This window comes from Methylocystis rosea SV97 (genome assembly GCF_000372845.1).
Taxonomy (GTDB): Bacteria; Pseudomonadota; Alphaproteobacteria; order Rhizobiales; family Beijerinckiaceae; genus Methylocystis; species Methylocystis rosea.
This window is the reverse complement of record NZ_KB889963.1, coordinates 128,525-147,774: the sequence shown is the minus strand read 5'-3', so window position 1 is coordinate 147,774 and position 19,250 is coordinate 128,525. Positions and strand designations below refer to the sequence as shown.

18 protein-coding genes are annotated in these 19,250 nt (G+C 62.9%); 10 read left to right on the top strand and 8 right to left on the bottom strand.

Annotated elements, in window-relative coordinates; translation table 11 throughout:
- Positions 1-32: 32 nt before the first annotated feature.
- Positions 33-1,304: a tyrosine-type recombinase/integrase gene (locus A3OO_RS20905; RefSeq protein WP_018405909.1), complete on the bottom strand. Its 1,272-nt coding sequence runs from the start codon at positions 1,302-1,304 to the stop codon at positions 33-35.
- 274 nt (positions 1,305-1,578) lie between these two features.
- Positions 1,579-1,830 (bottom strand): CsbD family protein, encoded by a 252-nt coding sequence (locus A3OO_RS20900; RefSeq protein ID WP_018405908.1) that lies wholly within the window; start codon positions 1,828-1,830, stop codon positions 1,579-1,581.
- A 192-nt stretch (positions 1,831-2,022) separates the two neighbouring features.
- Here A3OO_RS20900 and A3OO_RS0100685 point away from each other — a divergent pair, with 192 nt between their 5' ends.
- Positions 2,023-2,535 carry a DUF1643 domain-containing protein gene (locus A3OO_RS0100685; protein ID WP_018405907.1) on the top strand — a complete coding sequence of 171 codons (513 nt, stop codon included), beginning with the start codon at positions 2,023-2,025 and terminating at the stop codon, positions 2,533-2,535.
- 37 nt (positions 2,536-2,572) lie between these two features.
- Here A3OO_RS0100685 and A3OO_RS0100680 read toward each other — a convergent pair whose 3' ends face one another.
- The 3 genes from A3OO_RS0100680 to A3OO_RS0100670 are packed head-to-tail and all read right to left on the bottom strand — an operon-like array spanning position 2,573 to position 5,930.
- Positions 2,573-2,896: a hypothetical protein gene (locus A3OO_RS0100680; protein WP_018405906.1), complete on the bottom strand. Its 324-nt coding sequence runs from the start codon at positions 2,894-2,896 to the stop codon at positions 2,573-2,575.
- The gene (gene ctaD, locus A3OO_RS0100675) at positions 2,893-5,376 is read right to left on the bottom strand and encodes a cytochrome c oxidase subunit I (RefSeq protein WP_018405905.1); all 2,484 of its coding nucleotides are present in this window, start codon (positions 5,374-5,376) and stop codon (positions 2,893-2,895) included. The genes A3OO_RS0100680 and ctaD overlap by 4 nt, the downstream gene beginning before the upstream one ends.
- Positions 5,373-5,930 carry a cytochrome c oxidase subunit II gene (locus tag A3OO_RS0100670; RefSeq protein ID WP_018405904.1) on the bottom strand — a complete coding sequence of 186 codons (558 nt, stop codon included), beginning with the start codon at positions 5,928-5,930 and terminating at the stop codon, positions 5,373-5,375. The genes ctaD and A3OO_RS0100670 overlap by 4 nt, the downstream gene beginning before the upstream one ends.
- Before the next feature lie 126 nt (positions 5,931-6,056).
- On the opposite strand from A3OO_RS0100670, the gene A3OO_RS0100665 reads away from it, so the two are divergent.
- Positions 6,057-6,569, top strand: a complete 513-nt coding sequence (locus tag A3OO_RS0100665; RefSeq protein ID WP_018405903.1) for a DUF2231 domain-containing protein — start codon at positions 6,057-6,059, stop codon at positions 6,567-6,569.
- On the opposite strand, the gene A3OO_RS0100660 is transcribed toward A3OO_RS0100665, so the two are convergent.
- Both A3OO_RS0100660 and A3OO_RS0100655 read right to left on the bottom strand, forming a co-directional pair.
- Positions 6,539-7,051, bottom strand: a complete 513-nt coding sequence (locus A3OO_RS0100660) for a CopD family protein (RefSeq protein WP_026222564.1) — start codon at positions 7,049-7,051, stop codon at positions 6,539-6,541. The genes A3OO_RS0100665 and A3OO_RS0100660 overlap by 31 nt on opposite strands.
- A 279-nt stretch (positions 7,052-7,330) precedes the next feature.
- Positions 7,331-8,917, bottom strand: coding sequence for an MFS transporter (locus A3OO_RS0100655; protein ID WP_245257066.1), 1,587 nt, complete (start codon positions 8,915-8,917; stop codon positions 7,331-7,333).
- Between the two features lie 209 nt (positions 8,918-9,126).
- Between A3OO_RS0100655 and A3OO_RS0100645 the strand changes: the two genes are divergently transcribed.
- Together A3OO_RS0100645 and A3OO_RS0100640 are read left to right on the top strand one after the other, a co-directional pair.
- Positions 9,127-10,338, top strand: coding sequence for a cation:proton antiporter (locus tag A3OO_RS0100645; protein WP_018405899.1), 1,212 nt, complete (start codon positions 9,127-9,129; stop codon positions 10,336-10,338).
- 125 nt (positions 10,339-10,463) lie between these two features.
- Positions 10,464-10,706, top strand: a complete 243-nt coding sequence (locus A3OO_RS0100640; RefSeq protein WP_018405898.1) for a hypothetical protein — start codon at positions 10,464-10,466, stop codon at positions 10,704-10,706.
- Positions 10,707-10,758: 52 nt separating this feature from the next.
- On the opposite strand, the gene A3OO_RS0100635 is transcribed toward A3OO_RS0100640, so the two are convergent.
- A complete protein-coding gene (locus A3OO_RS0100635) occupies positions 10,759-12,327 on the bottom strand; it encodes a phytoene desaturase family protein (protein WP_018405897.1) in 1,569 nt (522 codons plus the stop codon).
- A gap of 120 nt (positions 12,328-12,447) precedes the next feature.
- On the opposite strand from A3OO_RS0100635, the gene msrB reads away from it, so the two are divergent.
- The 6 genes from msrB (at position 12,448) to fchA (ending at position 19,222) form a co-directional block, all read left to right on the top strand.
- Entirely contained in the window at positions 12,448-12,849 is a 402-nt protein-coding gene (gene msrB, locus A3OO_RS0100630; protein WP_018405896.1) for a peptide-methionine (R)-S-oxide reductase MsrB, read from the top strand.
- Positions 12,850-13,535: 686 nt separating this feature from the next.
- Positions 13,536-15,269, top strand: a complete 1,734-nt coding sequence (locus A3OO_RS0100620; protein WP_018405894.1) for a formate--tetrahydrofolate ligase — start codon at positions 13,536-13,538, stop codon at positions 15,267-15,269.
- Between the two features lie 64 nt (positions 15,270-15,333).
- Complete coding sequence (locus A3OO_RS0100615; protein WP_018405893.1) at positions 15,334-16,527, top strand: aminotransferase class V-fold PLP-dependent enzyme; 1,194 nt, start codon at positions 15,334-15,336, stop codon at positions 16,525-16,527.
- 90 nt (positions 16,528-16,617) lie between these two features.
- Positions 16,618-17,559, top strand: coding sequence for a D-2-hydroxyacid dehydrogenase (locus A3OO_RS0100610; protein ID WP_018405892.1), 942 nt, complete (start codon positions 16,618-16,620; stop codon positions 17,557-17,559).
- Positions 17,560-17,716: 157 nt separating this feature from the next.
- Positions 17,717-18,577: an NAD(P)-dependent methylenetetrahydromethanopterin dehydrogenase gene (locus tag A3OO_RS0100605; RefSeq protein WP_018405891.1), complete on the top strand. Its 861-nt coding sequence runs from the start codon at positions 17,717-17,719 to the stop codon at positions 18,575-18,577.
- 12 nt (positions 18,578-18,589) lie between these two features.
- Positions 18,590-19,222 (top strand): methenyltetrahydrofolate cyclohydrolase, encoded by a 633-nt coding sequence (gene fchA / locus A3OO_RS0100600; protein ID WP_018405890.1) that lies wholly within the window; start codon positions 18,590-18,592, stop codon positions 19,220-19,222.
- Positions 19,223-19,250 lie beyond the last annotated feature (28 nt).

The following is a 19,250-nucleotide window of genomic DNA, read 5'->3' as shown; positions in this document are numbered from 1 at the left end:
TCGCGCCGTCGCGCTATCCCCACGCATCTCGCTTAATCTCTCGTTCCTCTGAGGGGGACGACGACGCCCGCAGGCTGCGCGTCTCCCATCAATTCGGAAATCTTGCTCGCAACTGCATCCGCGGCTGCCAGCAGCACCGCGTCGGCATGATGGGCATACTTGCTCGTCATCGTCGCCTTGCGGTGTCCGATTATCGCGGCAATCGTCAGCTCGCTGTATCCCAGGTCCGCCGCGATCGAGGCAAACGAGTGCCGCAACACATGCGGCGTCACGTCGTCAGAAAGTCCAGCCTTCGCGGCAATGCGGACCCAAACCTTGCGGAATCCGCTCATATGCTTGTCGATTCCCACGGAAGCCGGAAACACAAGCGCGCCGAGGCGCGGGAGATCGTGCAACACGTCGCATGCCGCATGGGAGAGTGGGCGCAGTGAAAAGCCCGTCTTTGTGTCCGGGAGCCGCCCCGTCCGCGTCACCAAATCGACTTCCGACCATCGGAGCGCGAGCGCTTCGCCGCGCCGCCAGCCAGTAAGCGCGAGAAACTTCGCGGCGGCGACCGCAGCCGGCCATGTCGTCGGCGGCATGGTGCGAAGAGCCTCGCCGAGTGCGGCGAATTCAGCATCCGAGGCGCGCCGCTGGCGTTCCGCATAGGCATGGCGCGCGACGCCTACAGCTGGATTGTCCGGGCGGAGCCCTTGCCGGACGGCGTAATTAAAGATCGCGCCGAGCAACCCCATGGCGCGAGTCGCGGTCCCGCGTCCGCCCGTCACGATCGCGAGCCCGTGCTTGCCGGTCTTAATCCGCGTTGCAGTCGCGCCTTCACTCACTTGATTGTTGAAGTGCTCTATATCTTGGCGGGAAACCGCAGCGACCTTGAGATCGCCGAGCAAGGGCTTGATGTGGCGCTCGATCCTGCCCCTGTCACCGTCCAGAGTGGCGGGTTTCTTCATGACGCCGCGTCGCGTGAGCAGGCGTCCGGCCTTCGCTGCCGCAAGATATTCGTCGCAGAGTTGCGCGACGGTCGCGGCCTTACGGCCTTGCCGCTTTTCCATCGCCGGATCGCCGCCCTTCGCCACGTCGACGAGAAGCCGCCGCGCCTCGGCGCGCGCGAGGTCCGGCGTCCAAGGTGAACCATGCCGCCCAATGGTCAACCAGCGCTGGCGTCCGTCCTGAGTCCGGTATTTGAGCACATAGGTGACGGCGTCGCCTCTTTGCCGCCGAGCGCCGAAGCCAGCAACTGCGCCTTTGCCGTCATCCCAAAGGGTTTTGCCCATTGGGATCGTCGCGATGGTTTTAATGGTCAGCATGGAAGCAAAGCCATGGTAGCTAAGAGCGATTAGCAACCAGATAGCTACCACATGACCGCAAATCCCAGCAATCTAAATCCAAGCATCGCAATTCAGAATTATGGAAAAGCAGTGCATTCTTGGTTGAAATCCACCCGCCACAACCGCCATCAACGATAGGGCGCTCCCTTCACACGGGAGGGGTCACAGGTTCAATCCCTGTGCCGCCCACCATTAAGCGCCGCACGGCGAACCTCCCCCTCGTAAGGAGAGGGAGGCTCGCGAGCGGCATCTCTTATTCGGTAGCCTTGTGAACGGCGTCCTTGGCGTTTTTGGCGACTTCCTTCGCCTTGGTCGCCGCGGCATCAAGCGCATCGGCAATGGCGTCCTTGGCCTCTCCGAGCGCCGTCTGGCCCTTCCCCTTCATTTCCTGCAACACGCCCTCGCCTTCCAGTTGGGGAGAGTCGATCACCTTTCCGGCCGCCTGCTTCGCAGACCCTGTCGCTTCATTCAGGGCGCCTTTAAGTTTATCGCTGGTCGAACTCATGAAAACTTCCTCCTTGTGAAGATCGCTACGTGGCCATCGCCACGGTCAAGACAAATGAATAACCGCCGTGCTGCAGATATGTTCCGGTTTCGGCCGATTTATTAGTCGGACTTCGATGCAATGACGATCGTAAGATCATTCGCTACATTTGAAAGCGCCGACGCCGGAACAGAGCGCCGAAGGGTCAGCTCAATGCCTCGCCTCTCCGGCGTAGCGTGCGAGATTGAGAGAGCCGCCGTCATCTCAAAGTGCGGCGCGTATCGCTACAGTCTCACGCGCAAATGGAGCGATGCGCCGAATTTGCCCTTCGTCATGCTCAATCCATCGACGGCCGACGCTAAAGAGGACGATCCGACAATTCGCCGCTGCATCGGCTTCGCGCGGCGTGAAGGCGCGGGCGGACTCATCGTCGCCAATCTTTATGCGCTGCGCGCGCCCTCGCCTGAGGCGCTGTGGTCGGCGCGCGATCCGCTCGGTCCGGAGAATTTGCAAACGCTCGCTGGCCTCGCCGCGCAAGCGGTCGATCAGTCGCTCCCCATCGTTTGCGCGTGGGGCGCGCTGGCCCGACAAGATCGAATTGACGGCGCGCTGCGAATGTTTCACGCCTCGGGCGCGAGTCTCGCCTGCCTCGGCAGGACGCAGCGCGGCGCGCCGCGCCATCCGCTCTATGTTCGCGCCGACCAGCCGCTGGAGCGTTTTCCGTAAAAGGCCGCGCCGCGCCTGAGCGTTCGGCCTGAAGCCCTCATGCGCAATGTGAAAGCGCCAAGGCCGGAAACAGAGTCCATGCGCCCGCGACGAGAGCCGCGACGGCGAGAATGATGCTGATGTGCGCGACAAAGGGAGAGGCGGAGCGAAAGCGCGGCGAGCGTAGCGCGACGAGAACTGCGACGAGAATCAAAAGCGCGACGAAAAACACAAGCGTCATGGCGGCGTGGAAGAGCGTCGCGCCATTGACCGGGATGCGATGCCAGCCTGCCGCGCAGCCCACACCCTCCAGCCCATAGAGGGCGCTGAACAAGGCGAGCCACACGAGCATGGCGATGACGATCCGAACGACGTCCTTCATGTGAGATAGCTCGAGAATTGCGTCGCGATGAGGCTGGTTGCGGCGACAAAGGCGGCATAATCGGTCCAGAGGCGCACAATGTTGACGTTCGATGTTCGGGGACACGACGCGCCGCCGCGCAAGGTTCGATATGCGAGCGAGCAAATCATGATCGCCGCGATCGCCGCATGAATGAACGCATAGGCGATCATCACGAAAATCGTCGCGCCATAGGCGTAGTCCGTCAGTTGGCCTGCGCGCGTTAGCGCCATCGCAAGCGCCGCCATTGTCATTGCGGCGCCGGCCAGGGCGAGGAGAGTGCCGTGTGAGGACGGCGAACTGCGGGAAACGGCGCGCCCCGCGAGGCGTATGCCGATGACCTCCACTGCTGCGCCGATGAGACCGAGGGCCAGTTCAAGAACGGAGAGCGACAGCCATTGGGGCGGCGGCCAATTGGGTCCGACGGTCCAAAGAAATGCATATCCGAAGAAGAGAGAGCCAAAGAGAACCGTGTCCGCGACAAGCAGGAAGACCGATCCCCACCAGCCGGGAGACCGATCAGTCTCGATGGCCTGGGGCAGAAGCGTCGCGCGCCCGACATTCTGAAGTCCAGGATACGCAGCCGCGTCTTGCGACCAGCCCCAGCGCAGCGAAAGGCCGACGACGAGCAACAAGGCGAGCGGAACGATCCAATAGGCTCTAATCAGCGCGGCGAGGAACGCCGCTCCCGTGGCCGCCGCAAGCGTGATGGGCAGCGTCGAATTGCCGGGGAAGATGACCAGAGCTTCAGGCCTGCCGCTCGCCGCGTCGACGGTCAACGTCTCGCGCAAGTCTCCGCGCGGCTCGCCAAGAAAATATTCGCCGCGGGCGATTTGATCCCCGATGGCTGGGTCCGCCGCCAGCGGTTCACGACTGCGGACGATCGGTATGCTGGCGAAGTTATACGGGGCAGGGGGCGTCGGCATCGCCCATTCGAGCGTTCCGGCGTCCCAGGGATTGCGCGAACCTTGGATCGCGAGAAGCGCATGCAGCGCAATGTCGAAAACCACCATCGCGACGCCGATCGCCATGACGAAGCTGCTGATCGAAGAAAACAGATTGATTGCGGTCCAGCCGGCGTCCTCAGGATACCAGGCGATCCGCCGTCGCTGGCCGAGAAGGCCGACCCAGTGCATCGCCAAGAAGGCGCCGTTGAAACCGAGAAAAATGAGCCAAAAGGCCATCTCGCCGATTCGAAAGAAGCGCTTGCGGCCGGTGAGCTGGGGAAGCCAGTAATACAGCCCTGCGAGCATCGGAAAGACGAATCCGCCAAACAGCACATAATGCAGATGCGCGGTGATGAAGGCCGTGTCATGCGCCTGCCAGTCAAACGGCACGATCGCCACCATGACCCCCGTCAGGCCGCCAATCACGAAGGTGAAGAAAAAGCCGATGATGTAGAGCATCGGTAGCGTGAGCCGCGGCCACCCTTTCCATAGCGTGCCGAGCCAGGCGAAAATTTGGATGCCTGTGGGAACCGCGACGAGCGTCGAGGCGGCCGAGAAGAACGCCAGTCCCATATGCGGAATGCCTGTCGCGAACATGTGGTGCACCCAGAGCCCGAAGCTCAGGAACGCCAGCGCGACGGCCGCCGCCACGACCCATCGATAACCAAGCAGCGTTGTGCGCGCCATCACCGGAAGGACTGTGGAGATGACGCCGGCGGCGGGCAGGAAGATGATGTAGACTTCCGGATGGCCGAAGAGCCAGAAGAGGTGCTGCCAGAGCAGGGGACTTCCGCCGAGCGCGGATTCGAAAAAGGGAAAGCCGAAGGCGCGTTCCAGTTCCAGCAGAATGGAGCCAAGGATCAGCGGCGGAAAGCCCATCAGGATCATCAGCGCGGTGACGAGCGCATACCAGGCGAAGATCGGCATGAGGTCCAGCGACATGCCCGGCGCGCGAAACTTCAGGATCGAGACGCAAATCTCGACGGCCGCGGCGATGGCTGACACTTCGACGAAGGTGACGCCGATGAGCCAAAAGTCGGCGTTGACGCCGGGCGAATGCGCGCTCGAAGACAGCGGCGGATACATGAACCAGCCGCTGTCTGGCGCAAGGCCGGCCAGCAAGGCGAAGACCAGCATCAACCCGCCGAACACGTAACACCAGAAGCCATAGGCCGAGAGGCGCGGATAGGCGAGATCGCGCGTGCCCAGCAGCTTCGGCAGCAGATAGACGGCCGCGCCTTCGAGCAGCGGAATCGCGAAGAGGAACATCATGACTGTTCCATGCATCGTGAAGATCTGATCGTAGATCGCGGGCGCGACGAACGCCGAATGCGGCGTGGCGAGCTGCGTTCGGATCAACATTGCGAGGACGCCGCCGATCAGAAAGAAGAGCGTCGCGACAAGAAGAAACATTCTGCCGATATCGCTGTGATTGACCGTCGAAATGACGCCTCTCCAGCCGGGCTGCGAAGACCAGATTCTGCTGAGGGCGCGATGGCGCGCGAGCGCGTTCATTCTTTTGCGCGCCCGAGAAAGGCCGCCCAGCTCGCCGGATCATGCGCGATCACGGTGAAGGCGTCGCCGCTATATCCGGGGCCGCTGAATTCCGCGCCGACTCCGTGATATTCTCCCGGCGCCGCGGCTTCGATCCTCAGCACATTCACCTGCCCCGGAATGGCGTCGAGCTTGCCGGCGAGCCGAGGGGCCCAAAAACTGTGGACCACGTCGAGCGAGGTGATCTCGACCTCGACGGGCCGGCCGGCCGGGATGTGCAGAACGCACTGCGTGCGTCCGGCGGCGTCAGCATAGCCGAAGCTCCATGACCACTGACGCGCCTCTGCGCGCACGGTCACGACGTTTTCGTTAGCTTTGGGAAGAAGCGTTTCCCCCAGAACCAGCCCATAAATCAGAAGCGCGGCCAGGGTGACGAGCGGGAAGGCGAGGCCGAGGCCATACAGCCAAAAGCGCTCCTGCCGACGCTCGCTCTGATGGGGAGCGGGCGTTCGGCGATAGGCGATCAGCAGCAGGAGCATCACCAGGGCGAATATCGCCGCTGACCCCGTCAACATCGTCCACCACAGCGTGGCGATTCGAGCGGCGGCCGGGCCCGCCGGATCGACTGTTGATAGACCGCCGGCGCAACCAGCGACCGCTAGAGGCGTTAAGAGGACGAGACGACGCGCGGAGGAACGCCGGTGGCGAACAAACGAAACGGTAAGAAGCGAAGCTTCATTGATCCGATCGAACAGCTTCCAGAGTTTTACGACACCGAATCTCGAGTGGCGGTGCTTGGCCATCCGATTCACGCGATGTCCGTCGCCTTTCCGATCGCGCTGACATTCACCCTGCTTGGCGCCGATCTCCTTTACTGGTGGACCGGCGACGTCTTCTGGGCGCGCGCCGGCGTATGGTCCGCGGGCGGAGGTTTCCTGCTCGGCCTTGTGGCGGGGCTGTCGGGAGCCGCGGAATTGCTGCTCGTCGCCGGCATACGCGCCAGGACCGCGGCCTGGTCGCATTTCATTCTTGCCGTATTGCTGCTCGCTCTTCTCGGCGTGAATTGGGGCTATAGGCTGTACGACTACGAAGCCGTCGTGCTGCCCTACGGACTTCTTTTGTCGATCTTTTGCGTGATCATGGTGTCGGTGACCGGATGGCATGGCGGCAAGCTCGTCTTCGACTATCGGCTGGGTGCCAAAAAGGGGAGCTGACCGCCCTGCGGCTGCGAGAGCCAGTGCGGAAAGCGAAGCTCGCTGAAGTCAGGCTTGTCGAGCACGAGAAACAGGATCGCGAGGATCGGGATAAACGCCGCGACCGGCTGCAGGACGGGATGCGGCGGCTGATGAAGCCCTTGGGTTTCCCCCATCGATGTGACCGTGTGCCCGACCCAGCCATGGGTGAGGACCAAAGCGCCGACGAAGACGAGCTTCAAGAACATCCATGGCGTGAACGCGTCGCGCAGAAAGACGAGCGCTGTCCCCGAGGCCACCGCCAGAACCGCGGCAGGCGTCACGCCAAGCGTATAGGCGAAATGCGTATAGCGCCGGATTCGCACATAGTCCGACTGGCTGAGCGCCGGGTCGTGGTGCGACAGCATCAGCGGCAAGGCGATGAGGCCCGCGCACCACAGCGCAAGGGTTAGGACGTGGAACGCCAGGAAATGGGGAACCAGCGGCGCGAGCGGGCCCATCATCGAAGGCGGTCCTGAGGTTTCGCGCAGCGGTTGAGAGCGCGCACAGCTCCGATATCCGCGCTGCTGCCCGGAGGAACAATGCATGCAGCCATGCGCGCGGAGACGGCGATCAATGTGCGATGAACCACGGGCGCTTTCGAAGGAAAAATTCAAAACTGTAACGATTGAAGCTGCGCTGTGTTCCCAATCCAGAGCTAATCTTTACGCGAGGCGTGCGTGAATGAAGCGAACCGCTGCGTTAAAGCTGATGAGGGCAGTTTCGATCTTTTGCGCCGGATCTTACGGCTGCTCCATCAGCTCCTCGGCCGTAAGCCGGGTGAGCGTCTGGCTGCGTTTCTTGGACGCGTAGCTCGGGGAGGCGAGCCAGATGATCCCCGCCAGCAAGATGAACGTCATCGCGCCGAACAGAAAGGCGTCGTTGAGCGCCAGGATCCCCGCCTGTTGGCGGATGAGCTGCGCCGCCCGGCTGCGGGCGGCATTCGGCGACATGCCCATCGCCTGCATGCGCTCGAGGAACGAGGCGAGCAGGTCGAGCGAGGCGAAGCGGCGTCCGCCGAAATGATCGGCGAGGTCGAGCTGATGGAAGGGCGTGCGGCGGAAAAAGAGAACGCCGAGCAGCGTGATTCCCATGGCGCCGAACACCGTGCGCAGCATCGCGAGCTCCTCCGCGGCGCGGATCAGTCGTTCGCCGGCGAGTCCGGTCATGGCGAGCGTCGCGAGCGGCGCAAAGAACATCGCGAGGGAAAAGCCGAAGAAGAACATTGGCGTCGTGACATTATCGAAAGAGGCGCTCTTGTCGTAATGGCCGAGCCACACAAAGGTCACCGCGAGGCCAATGAAATTGAGGAAAATGATGAGTCGCGCGTCGACGTTTCTCGTGATCTCATGCACAACGGCGGCGGCGGCCATCGCCAGGAAAATCATGGCCAGATAGACCATGCCGGCGAGTGAAGACGTGTAGCCGAGCAGCACCTGCAGCTGCACGATGAACACCGACAGCAGGCCCTGAATGATCAGAAAGCCGATCAGCGAGCAGAAGGTCGCGATCGCGAAATTACGGTGCAGAAACAGCCGCAGGTCGAGGGCGGGCCGCCGCTCGCCGAACTCCCAGAAGATGAACATCGGCAAAGCGAGGAGAACGACCAGAAGCAGCCATGCGAGCACGGGCGAGGCGAACCAGTCGAAATCATTGCCCATGTTGAGAATCGTCTGCACGCAGAGCAACACCGTCGCGAGCAGAATGAAACCGATCGTGTCGAAGCGCGTCACGCGGCGCTGAACGTCGCGCCGGTAGAACAGCGCCCAGATAACGGCCGCCGCGGGCAGCGCGACCAAAACGTTGGAATAAAACAGCCAGCGCCAGTTGAAATATTCGGCCCAGAAGCCGCCCATGAAGACGCCAATGGTGAAGGGCGCCATGCTCATGACGCCCCAAAAGCCGACGCCGAGCGTGCGCTGATCATCCCGATATTGCCCAAGCGTCACGGATTGCGCGAGCGGAAGGGCGACACCGCCAATCAGGCCGAGCAGAAAGCGCATCGGCGCGAAAAACCAGATCGTCTCGCTCGCCGCGCACATCAAGGAAACGGCCGCGTAGGCGACAAGGGCGCCGACCAGCACGCGATAGTCGCCAAGCCGCCCGGAAAGCCACCGCGACAAAGGAAGGCCGAGCGCGATGCCGACCATATGGTCGGTCGTCGCCCATGTGCCGTAGCTCGGCGTCACCCCCTCGAGGCTTCCGGCGGCATAGGGCGCGAGCACCGTATAGCCCGGCACATTCGACAACATGACGACGTTCGCCGCGCCCGCCGCGACGTTGAGCAGCAGGAATCGCCAGCCTTTCATTCGCGCCTGCTCTGTCACCACCGTTGCGCTCCAGCCAGGAGCGCAGGACGCCAAGCCGATCGCAGGTCGGTTGAAGAGCGCGGGCGCATAGTTTCCTCATTTGCGGCGTGCGAGTCATCACTCAAAAAAGCGCATTTGTCACGAAGCGCAGCTTGGCCAAAAAGCGCCGCAAGCTTGTCAATGGCCGGCGCCATACGCCATACCAGCCGCCTGGAAAGCGGAGAAGGCGCATGACGGGGATCTGGTTTCAGGCGGCGCTCATATTTGGCCTTGCGCTCATCGCCGCGATGATCGCGGCGAGATTTCGCATCTCCACTGCGCTGACCGAAATTATCATCGGCATGTGCGCCCGGACGCTTTTCGCCGCGACGGTCGGCGTCGAAATCTTCAGCCCTCAGGAGCCATGGGTCAAAACGCTCGCCGGATTGGGCGCCATCGCGCTGACGTTTCTCGCAGGCGCCGAACTCGATCCCGACGTCTTCAAGCTGAAGTGGAAGGAGGCTGCGTCGGTCGGCGCCGCGAGCTTCCTCGCGCCCGCCATCGGCTGCTGGGCGGTCGCCTATTATCTGCTGGGGTGGGAGAGTTCGCCGGCGCTGCTTGCCGGCATCGCGCTCGCCGCCACCTCCGTCGCCGTCGTCTATACGGTGATGATGGAATATGGTTTCAACCGCACCGATTTCGGCAAGACCATTCTCGCCGCCTGTTTCATCACCGATCTCGGCACGGTCGTGACGCTCGGCCTCGTATTCGCGCCCTTCACCTGGAAGACCGCCGTGTTCGTCGTGGCGGTCGGCGCGGCCTTTGTCGGATTGCCGCGGGCGACGCCTGTGATCTTTGCCAAGTTCGGCGGGCGCCCTTCGGAATTCGAGACCAAATTCCTGTTCTTCGCGCTGATGGCGCTCGGCGCGCTCGCGACCTGGGCCGGGAGCGAAGGCGTCTTGCCGGCCTATCTGATCGGCATGGCGCTCGCGGGCTCCGTCGGGCGCGACCATGCGCTCATTCGTAAGATTCGGGCGGTGACTATCGGCCTGCTGACGCCCTTCTATTTCATCCGAGCCGGATATTTTGTCTCCATCCCGGCCGTTCTCGCCGCGCCGCTTGGCGTCGCCGCCTTTCTTGCCGTCGAGATGGCGACCAAGATCGTCAGCGTCTATCCCGTGGCGCGTCGATTCGGGTCGCCGCACAAGGACGCCATGTATACGACGCTGCTGATGGCCTCCGGCCTCACATTCGGCACGATTTCGGCGCTTTTCGGCCTGTCAAACAATATCATCGATGAAAGCCAGTATTCGACGCTCGTCGCCGCGATCATCGCGACGGCGATCGTGCCCACGATGATTGCGAACAGTCTCTATTTGCCGCGCCATCGGCTGCCCGGGGAGATGGCGCCGCAGCGCGTTCATTCCACGGAGCCGGCGAAGGAGTCCGTCCTCGAAGGATAAATGCGACTTGATTCCCGGCGGGCGCGATGCAATCAACGTCCCCATTGTCGCTCGAGGAAGCGCGCCTGGCGAGTGGCGCGCCTGCGGTACGCCTCGAAGCGCGGACAACAGGAAGGACAATCTGAATGCGCATCATTCTGAGGCTATCGGCTATTCTGGCTCTTTTTGCGCTCACGCCGGCTTTCGCTCAAGGCACGCCCGAACAGCGCGAGGCCTGTGAAGGCGACGCGAATCGCGTCTGCGAGGCGTATATTCCGGACGCCGTCGCCATCGAGCGATGCCTGAGAGCCAATGCGGGATCGATCAGCGCCGCCTGCAAAGCCGAACTCGGCCTCGCGTCGGCGGGCGGCAAAAAGCGCAAGCGCTAACAACGCGCGGCGCAACGCGTCGCCGCGCCCTCAATCCGCGCCTTGCGCATCATCAGGTCGCGACGGCGAGCCGCCTTTCGGCGAGCCGCGCGGCCTCGGCGCCCGATAACATCGCGCCGTTGAAGCCATGCTCGCCGCCAAACGCCGACGCGAGATAGAGTCCGGCGATCGGCGTTTGCGGCGTTCGCGGAAATCCCATCAAGATCGGCGCTTCGGCGGGCAGCGCCGCAAAGCCGTACACGGCGCCCTCCGGCGTGTTGAGATAGCTCGCCATCGAATAAGCGTTGAGCAGCATGCGCGTCGTGACCAGGCCGGAAAAGCCTGGATAGTCGCGATCGAGAGACGCCTGTATGGCGTCGAGCCAGCGTTCGCGGCGCGCGAGCGCCGCGTCGCGCGGTAGATCACGCCAGTTCTCGATGCGATCGAGGCCCAGCACGCTGACGAGGATCGGCGGCTCGTCCCAAAGACCTGAGTCGACTGCGGTGAAATTGGCGATCGTATGCAGGGGCAATTCCCCCTTGGGATCTTCCGCCATCGCGCCGGCGCCATCGCCATATTGATCGAAGCGCCGCATATTTTGCGGCATCACGACGGTCGTGAAATCCGTCAAGCCGACTGTGGACGGTTTCGCGCTCAAGCCGAAATTGGCCGAAAACAGCGATGTTGAAAGCCGGCGGGACCCGAAGGTCTCCTCCATTTTCGCGCGCGCTGGCGCGTCCATCATCGCCGCCGCCTCCGAAGGCGCGCAATTCGCCATCGCCACCCGCGCTTCTATGCGTTCCTCGCTGTCGCCGGCGCGCCGCGCGACATGGCGTATGGCGATCACATTGCCGCCCGCATCGGTCTCGATGGCGCTGACCTGCCGGCCCATGCGCACCACGCCGCCCGTCTTGGTGATGCACTTGGCGAGCTTCAGGCTCAACTGTCGCGAGCCGCCTTTAATATAGGCGCCCCCCGAACCGATGTAAGCGCCCTGCGCAATTGCATAATAGATCCACCACAGCCGGCGCGGGTCGTCGCCGTAATAGGCGAGATTGGCGCCCAGCGCGCATTTCAGGGCCTCGCAGCCGGCGAAATCGCGCTCCATGATCTCGTGCAATGAATTCTGCCAGCCGGCCGCGGCGGGCGCGACTTCCCAGAGTCCGCGCGCCAATTTGGCGAAGGAGCTTTCCTCGCGGGCCTGTTTCAAGGTCCACAGCGCGTCGTGAATCTGCTCGACCTCGCCGAGAAATCTTTGGATGGCGGCGCGCTTGTCGGGGAAACGGGCGGCGAGCGCCTCATAGGCGGGGGCAAAGCCGAAAGGCAGTTCGAAGGCCTCGCCAACCGGCCCGCCGCGCACTGTATAGAGCGCCCCGGTGGGCAGCCATTCGATTTCATCGAGAATCCCCAGGCGGCGCAGGATGTCGTGCTTCACGTCGCGGGGGTTGCGCGCGTCGGAGGTCTGATGAAGCGAGGCTTCCACAGTCAGCGGACCGACCTTGTAAACCGACGCCGCGCCGCCGAGGCTGAAATTACGTTCGAGCAGACAGACGCTGTAGCCGTCATGCGCAAGCATCGCTCCCGCCGTCAATCCGCCCAGTCCCGAGCCGATCACCACGGCGTCGAATTTCTTGTCGCTCATTCTCGAATCTTCTTTCCCACTGAAAGATCGCCACTCTATCCCGCGAGGCCCCTCTGGCGAAAGGCGGCGGTCGATACAAGATAGGACCCAAGTCCACGAATCTCAGACAAGGCGCTGGCGATGGCCGACGAGATCTTTCCCGTAACCCGCACAGACGCCGAATGGCGTGCGCTTCTCACGCCCGAGCAATATGACGTCATGCGCGGGCATGGCACCGAACGCCCGGGAAGCTGCGCGCTCAATCATGAAAAGCGTCGCGGCGCATTCAACTGCGCGGGCTGCGGCCAGCCGTTGTTTCGCTCGGGCGAGAAGTTCGAAAGCGGCACCGGGTGGCCGAGTTTCTTCGATCCGCTTCCCGGCGCGCTCGGCTCGACCGTCGATCGCGGCTACGGCATGGTGCGCACGGAAGTGCATTGCAGCCGTTGCGGCTCCCATCTCGGGCATGTCTTCAACGATGGCCCGCCGCCGACCGGCCTGCGCTATTGCATCAATGGCGTCGCGCTCGACTTTCAGCCCGAATAGCCATCCAAAAGACTATCGAGCCTCGCGATCGCCCGATAGAGTCAACGCTGCGACGCTGACTGCGACAAATTTTTTTCGAGGGACGTCGCAACGGATGCTGCGCCCGCTGGCCTGCGGTTTCTTCGGATAGGTAAGGATTGGGCTCGGTTTCTTCCCCGCGCAAGCGGCGAGCCTGTCCAGACCCGTCGCATCAGCTTTTCGGGCGTGTAGGAAACGTCACAATTCTTGTAGCAAATGCGCGCATTGATAAATGCGCGCGCAGCCTGTCTATTCCTGTTCTATTGGGTAGGTGAAGGATAGGCGGCCGGCCCGGCTTGTCGAATAAGCGATTCGCCTCGCGGGTGTGTCGCGCGAGCGGGAGCCGCATCGCGGCGCCCGTGACGTCGTCACGCCGCTTGCGGCTCTGCCGGCTTGACGATCAATTTTGATTCCCGTCATACGAGGTGTCCGCCAATGAAATTTCAGTAAGCGGATTCATGCGCGCGTCGGCTCGTTGCGGCGAACCGCGGGCCTTGATGCGTGAATTGGAGAAAACTACGGTCGCAAAAAAGGCTGCAGCCTGCATCGGCAGGATTTCAGCCCGGTCGGCCGGGAGCGGGATCGGCGGCGCCGACGCTCGGTTCTCGACGACCGAAAAAAACGAATTGTGGGCTTGTGCGACGCAGGCCTGATAGGGAGTGGACTGCATGTCAGAACGGTCAGCCGCCGCGCCGGGCGCGAGCGGAAAGGACAATCAGCATCTTGCGCCGAAGTCCGACATCGAGATTTCGCAGGCCGCCAAGATGCTGCCGATTATCGACGTCGCGCGCGACAAGCTCGGCATCCCGGCCGAACATGTGCAGCCCTACGGCCACTACAAGGGCAAGATCTCCCTCGACTACATCTCCTCGCTCGACAGCCAGGCCGACGGCAAGCTGATCCTCGTCACGGCGATCACGCCGACGCCCGCCGGCGAAGGCAAGACGACGACGACCGTCGGCCTCACCGACGGCCTCAATCACATCGGCAAAAAGGCGCTGTGCTGTCTGCGTGAGCCCTCGCTCGGTCCCTGTTTCGGCGTCAAGGGCGGCGCCGCCGGCGGCGGCTATGCGCAGGTCGTGCCGATGGAGGACATCAACCTCCACTTCACCGGCGACTTCCACGCCATCGGCGCAGCGAACAATCTGCTCGCGGCGCTGATCGACAATCACATCTATTGGGGCGGCGAGCCCAAGATCGACTCGCGCCGCGTTGCATGGCGGCGCGTCGTCGACATGAACGACCGCGCACTGCGCTCGATCGTGTCGTCTCTCGGCGGAGTCTCGAACGGCTTCGCCCGCGAGGATGGATTCGACATCACCGTCGCTTCGGAAGTGATGGCGATCTTCTGCCTGGCTTCGGACTTCGCCGATCTGCAGCGGCGGCTCGGCGACATTGTTATCGCTCAGACCCGTGACAAAAAGAGCGTGCGCGCCTCGGAAGTGAAGGCGGCGGGCTCCATGGCCGCGCTGCTCAAGGACGCGATCGCGCCCAATCTCGTGCAGACGTTAGAGAACAACCCGGCGATCATCCACGGCGGGCCTTTCGCCAATATCGCGCATGGCTGCAATTCGGTGATCGCGACGAAGGCCGGCCTGAAGCTCGCCGACTATGTCGTGACGGAGGCGGGCTTCGGCGCCGATCTCGGCGCGGAGAAGTTCTTCGACATCAAGTGCCGCAAGGCGGGTCTCAAGCCCGACATCACGGTGATCGTCGCGACGATCCGCGCGCTCAAGATGCATGGCGGCGTCGCCAAGGACGATCTGAAGGCCGAGAATGTCGCCGCGGTCGAGAAGGGCTTCGAGAATCTGAAGCGCCATATCGGCAATGTCCGCAAATTCGGCGTCCCGGTGCTCGTCTCGATCAACAAGTTCTCGTCCGACACCGCGGCCGAAATGGCGGCGCTCGACAAGCTCTGCAAGGCGGAAGGCGTCGAATGCGTCGTCGCCGACAACTGGGGCTCCGGCGGCGCCGGCGCGGCGGATCTCGCCAGGGCGGTCGTCAACACCATCGAGACGCAGCCCTCGAACTTCAAGCCGCTCTATCCGGACGACATGCCGCTTGCCGAGAAGGTGCGCACGATCGCCAAGGAGCTCTACGGCGCCGCCGATATCTCTTATGATTCGACCATCAAGGCGCGCTTCGCCGAGCTGGAGAAGGAAGGCTTCGGCAACTTCCCGGTCTGCATCGCCAAGACGCAATACAGCTTCTCGACGGATGCGAACGCCAAAGGCGCGCCTTCGGCCTTCACGATCCCGATCCGCGAATTGCGTCTCTCCGCAGGCGCCGAGTTCATCGTGGTGGTGTGCGGCGACATCATGACGATGCCGGGACTGCCGAAGGTCCCTGCCGCCAACAACATCTACGTCGACGATTCCGGCCGCATCGCCGGCCTGTTCTAGCGCGTTCACGGCGTCATCGACGCCGCGCGATTCTGAAACCCGCCGCTCGAAAGGAGCTTGAGAAATGTTGAATTCCAGAATTCCCGGCAAGAACTTCCTGTTTGTGCCGGGCCCGACCAATCTTCCCGACCGCATCGTGCGCGCCATGTCGGTCGCGTCCGAAGACCATCGCTCGCCGACGTTCCCCGATCTCGTCAAGCCGCTCTTCCCCGGCCTGAAGAAGATCTTCGGCACTGAAAAGGGCCACGCCTTCATTTTCCCGGCGTCGGGCACCGGTGGCTGGGAGGCCGCGATCACCAACACGCTGTCGCCGGGCGACAAGGTTCTGGCGCAGCGCTTCGGCCAGTTCTCCCATCTGTGGATCGATCTTTGTAAGCGTCAGGGCCTGGACGTCGTCGTGCAGGAGCGCGAGTGGGGCACCGGCAATGATCCGGAGCTGATCGAAGAGACGCTGAAGGCCGACAAGAATCACGAAATCAAGGCTGTTCTCGCCACGCATAACGAGACGGCGACGGGCGTCACCTCCGACATCGCCGCGGTGCGCCGCGCGATGGACAACGCCAAGCACCCGGCGCTGCTCTTCGTCGACGGCGTGTCTTCGGTCGCGTCGCTCGAGTTCAAAATGGACGAGTGGGGCGTCGACGTGATCGTGTCGGGCTCGCAGAAGGGCTTCATGCTGCCGGCCGGCCTGCTGCTGATGGCGGCGAGCCAGAAGGCGATCGCCGCCGGCAAGTCCAACAAGGGCCGCCGTGCTTATTTCGAATTCCAGGACATGATCGCCCAGAACGCGAACGGCTATTTCCCTTATACGCCCTCCGTGCCGCTGCTCTATGGCCTCAAGGAATCGCTCTCGATCCTGTTCGAAGAGGGCCTCGATCAGGTCTACAAGCGGCACCATCATCTCGCCGAGGGCGTTCGCGCGGCTGTCTCCGCGTGGGGCCTCAAGTGCTGCGCCAAGGAGCCGAAGTGGAACTCCGACACCGTCACGGCGATCGTCGTGCCGGAGGGCTTTGACGCCGCCAAGGTCATCGAGATCGCCTACAAGCGCTACAATCTCGCGCTCGGCGCCGGTCTGTCCGAAGTCGCGGGCAAGGTGTTCCGCATCGGCCATCTCGGCGACCTCAACGAGCTGATGCTGCTCGGCGCCATTGGCGGCGCGGAGATGGCCATGTGTGACGTCGGGATCCCCGTGACTCCGGGTTCAGGCGCTGCGGCCGCGCAGGCGGTCTATCGCGCCAATCCGCTGCTCAAGATGTAAATCGGCGACCGGCGGTCGGAGCCTTCCGACCGCCTGAGCCCGATGCACGACTGCAAAAAAAAGAATTGAGAAAGAGGGGGATACCAGGACATGTCGCACAAAATCGTCTTTCTCGATCGGGAAACGCTCGACGCCAATGTGCGCAAGCCGAATTTTCCTCACGAATACACGGAATACGCCCAGACCGCGCCCGACCAGATCGTTGAACGCCTGAAGGGCGCGACGATCTGCATCACCAATAAGGTGCCGCTGCGCGAAGCGACATTGAAGCAGCTTCCCGACCTCAAGCTCATCGCCGTCGCCGCGACCGGCACGGACGTCATCGACAAGGCCTATACGAGCGGCAACGGGATCGTCGTCTCCAACATTCGCAACTACGCGTTCAATACGCTGCCCGAGCATGTGTTCGCGCTGCTCTTCGCGCTGCGGCGCAATTTGGTGAACTACTATAATTCCGTTCGGCAGGGGCGCTGGGGCGAAGCCAATCAGTTCTGCTACTTCGATTATCCGATCTACGACATCGCCGGCTCTACGCTTGGCATTATCGGCTATGGCGCTCTCGGTAGAGAAATCGAAAAGCGCGCTGCCGCGCTCGGCATGAAAGTGCTGATCAACGACGTCGCGGACGTGCCGAACAAGGTCGATGTCGCGACCGTTTTGCGCGAGGCGGATGTCGTCACGCTCAACTTGCCGCTGACGCCAGAGACCAAGAACATGATCGGCGCGAAGGAGCTTGCGTCGATGAAGAAGTCAGCCTGCATCATCAATACGGCGCGCGGCGGCATCGTCGACGAGGCGGCGCTCGCCGACGCGCTGCGTAAGGGAATCATTGGCGGCGCCGGCTTCGACGTGCTGACGGTCGAGCCGCCCAAGAACGGCAACATCCTGCTCGATCCGACGATTCCCAATCTCATCATCACGCCGCATGTCGCCTGGGCCTCGAAAGAGGCGATGCAGGTGCTGGCCGACCAACTCGTCGACAACATCGACGCCTTTGTCGCCGGCAGCCCGCGCAACCTCGTGACGGCGTGAGGCTTACGCCCCCTCCCGGCGCTTCGCGCCACCCTCCCCCGCAAGCGGGAGAGGGGACCAACGCCCGAGGTTGCGCGAATGCGCGTCGATGGCCGAGTCTGCTCCCTCTAGCGCGGGGGAGGGTTGGCGAGGGGATCAGTGAAAGGTTCGAGTTCCAATGACCAAAAAACTGCTTTTCCTTTTTGATACCGATCCGGTTCCGAGCGTTTTCGACACGGTGGTCGGCTATGACGGCGGCGCCGACCGCATCATCGGCTATGGCGGCGTGACGCGCGAAAACGTCGGGGCGCTGGTCGACGGCTGCATCTACACGCGTGGTCCGAAAGAGAAGCAATATACGGCGATCTTCGTCGGCGGCGGCGACATGACGGCCGGCGAAGCCGTATTCAAAGCGGTGAAGAAGCGTTTCTTCTCGAATTTCCGCGTGTCGGCGATGCTCGATTCGAACGGATCGAACACGACCGCCGCGGCCGGCGTGGCGCTGCTCGCCAAGGCGAGTTCGCTTAAGGGCAAGAAAGCTGTCGTTCTCGCCGGCACCGGCCCTGTCGGCATGCGCGCTGCGGCGATGCTCAACATCGAAGGCGCCGAAGTCGCCATCACCTCGCGTCAGAAGGCGCGCGCCGAGGCGGCCGCCAAAGCCATTCAGGAGCGCTTCGGCTTCACGCCCGCGGCGATCGAAGCCGCGGACAACGCGGCGCGCGCTCAGGCGGTCAAGGGCGCTCAGATCGTCTTTGCGGCAGGCGCCATCGGCGTCCCGCTGCTCGACGAGACGGATTGGCAGAACGATCCCACAATCGAACTCATCGCCGACTGCAATGCGCAGCCGCCGCTCGGGGTCGGGGGGGTCGAGGCGACCGACAAGGCCAAGGAGCGCCACGGCAAGATCGTCATCGGCGCGCTGGGACTGGGCGGGCTCAAGCTCAAGTTGCATCGCGAATGCGTCGGCAAGCTGTTTGACGCCGCCGACCAGGTGTTCGACTGCGAAAACATTTATGCGCAAGCCAAAGAGCTCGCCTGACCGAGGAAAGATATGAGCGCCAAGACCGATACGATTGGAAAATTCCTCGACGAACTCGCCAGCGATGCGCCGACTCCCGGCGGCGGCGGCGCGGCGGCGCTCTCGGGCGCCATGGGCGCGGCGCTCGTTTCGATGGTGTGCAATCTCACCATCGGCAAAAAGAATTACGAAGCCGTTTCAGCCGATCTGCAGCAGACTCTCGCCAAGGCTGAAACGCTGCGCGCCGAGCTGACCGCGGGCGTCGATGAAGACGTCGTCGCCTTCAACACGCTGATGGGCGCCTATGGCCTGCCGCGCGGCACCGATGAGGAGAAGGCGAAGCGCTCGGAGACGATTCAGTCGGCGCTGAAGGAAGCGACGCTGGCGCCGCTGAAGACGTGCAAAATCTGCTATGACGTCATCAGCCTGTCGAAAGAGGCCGCCGACAAGGGCAACCTCAACGTCATCAGCGACGCCGGAGTCGCGGTGCTCGCCGCCAACGCCGGGCTGCGTAGCTGCGCGCTCAATGTCTTCATCAACGCCAAGGCGATCAAGGATCGCGGCTTCGCCGAGCAGCAGCTTGCCGAAGTCAATGCGCTTCTCGCCAAGGCCGCGGCCGAAACGGAAGCGGTCTATGAGACGGTCAAAGCCAAAATAGGCGGCTGAGGAAGCCGCGCCGCAATGCGAGGAGAGG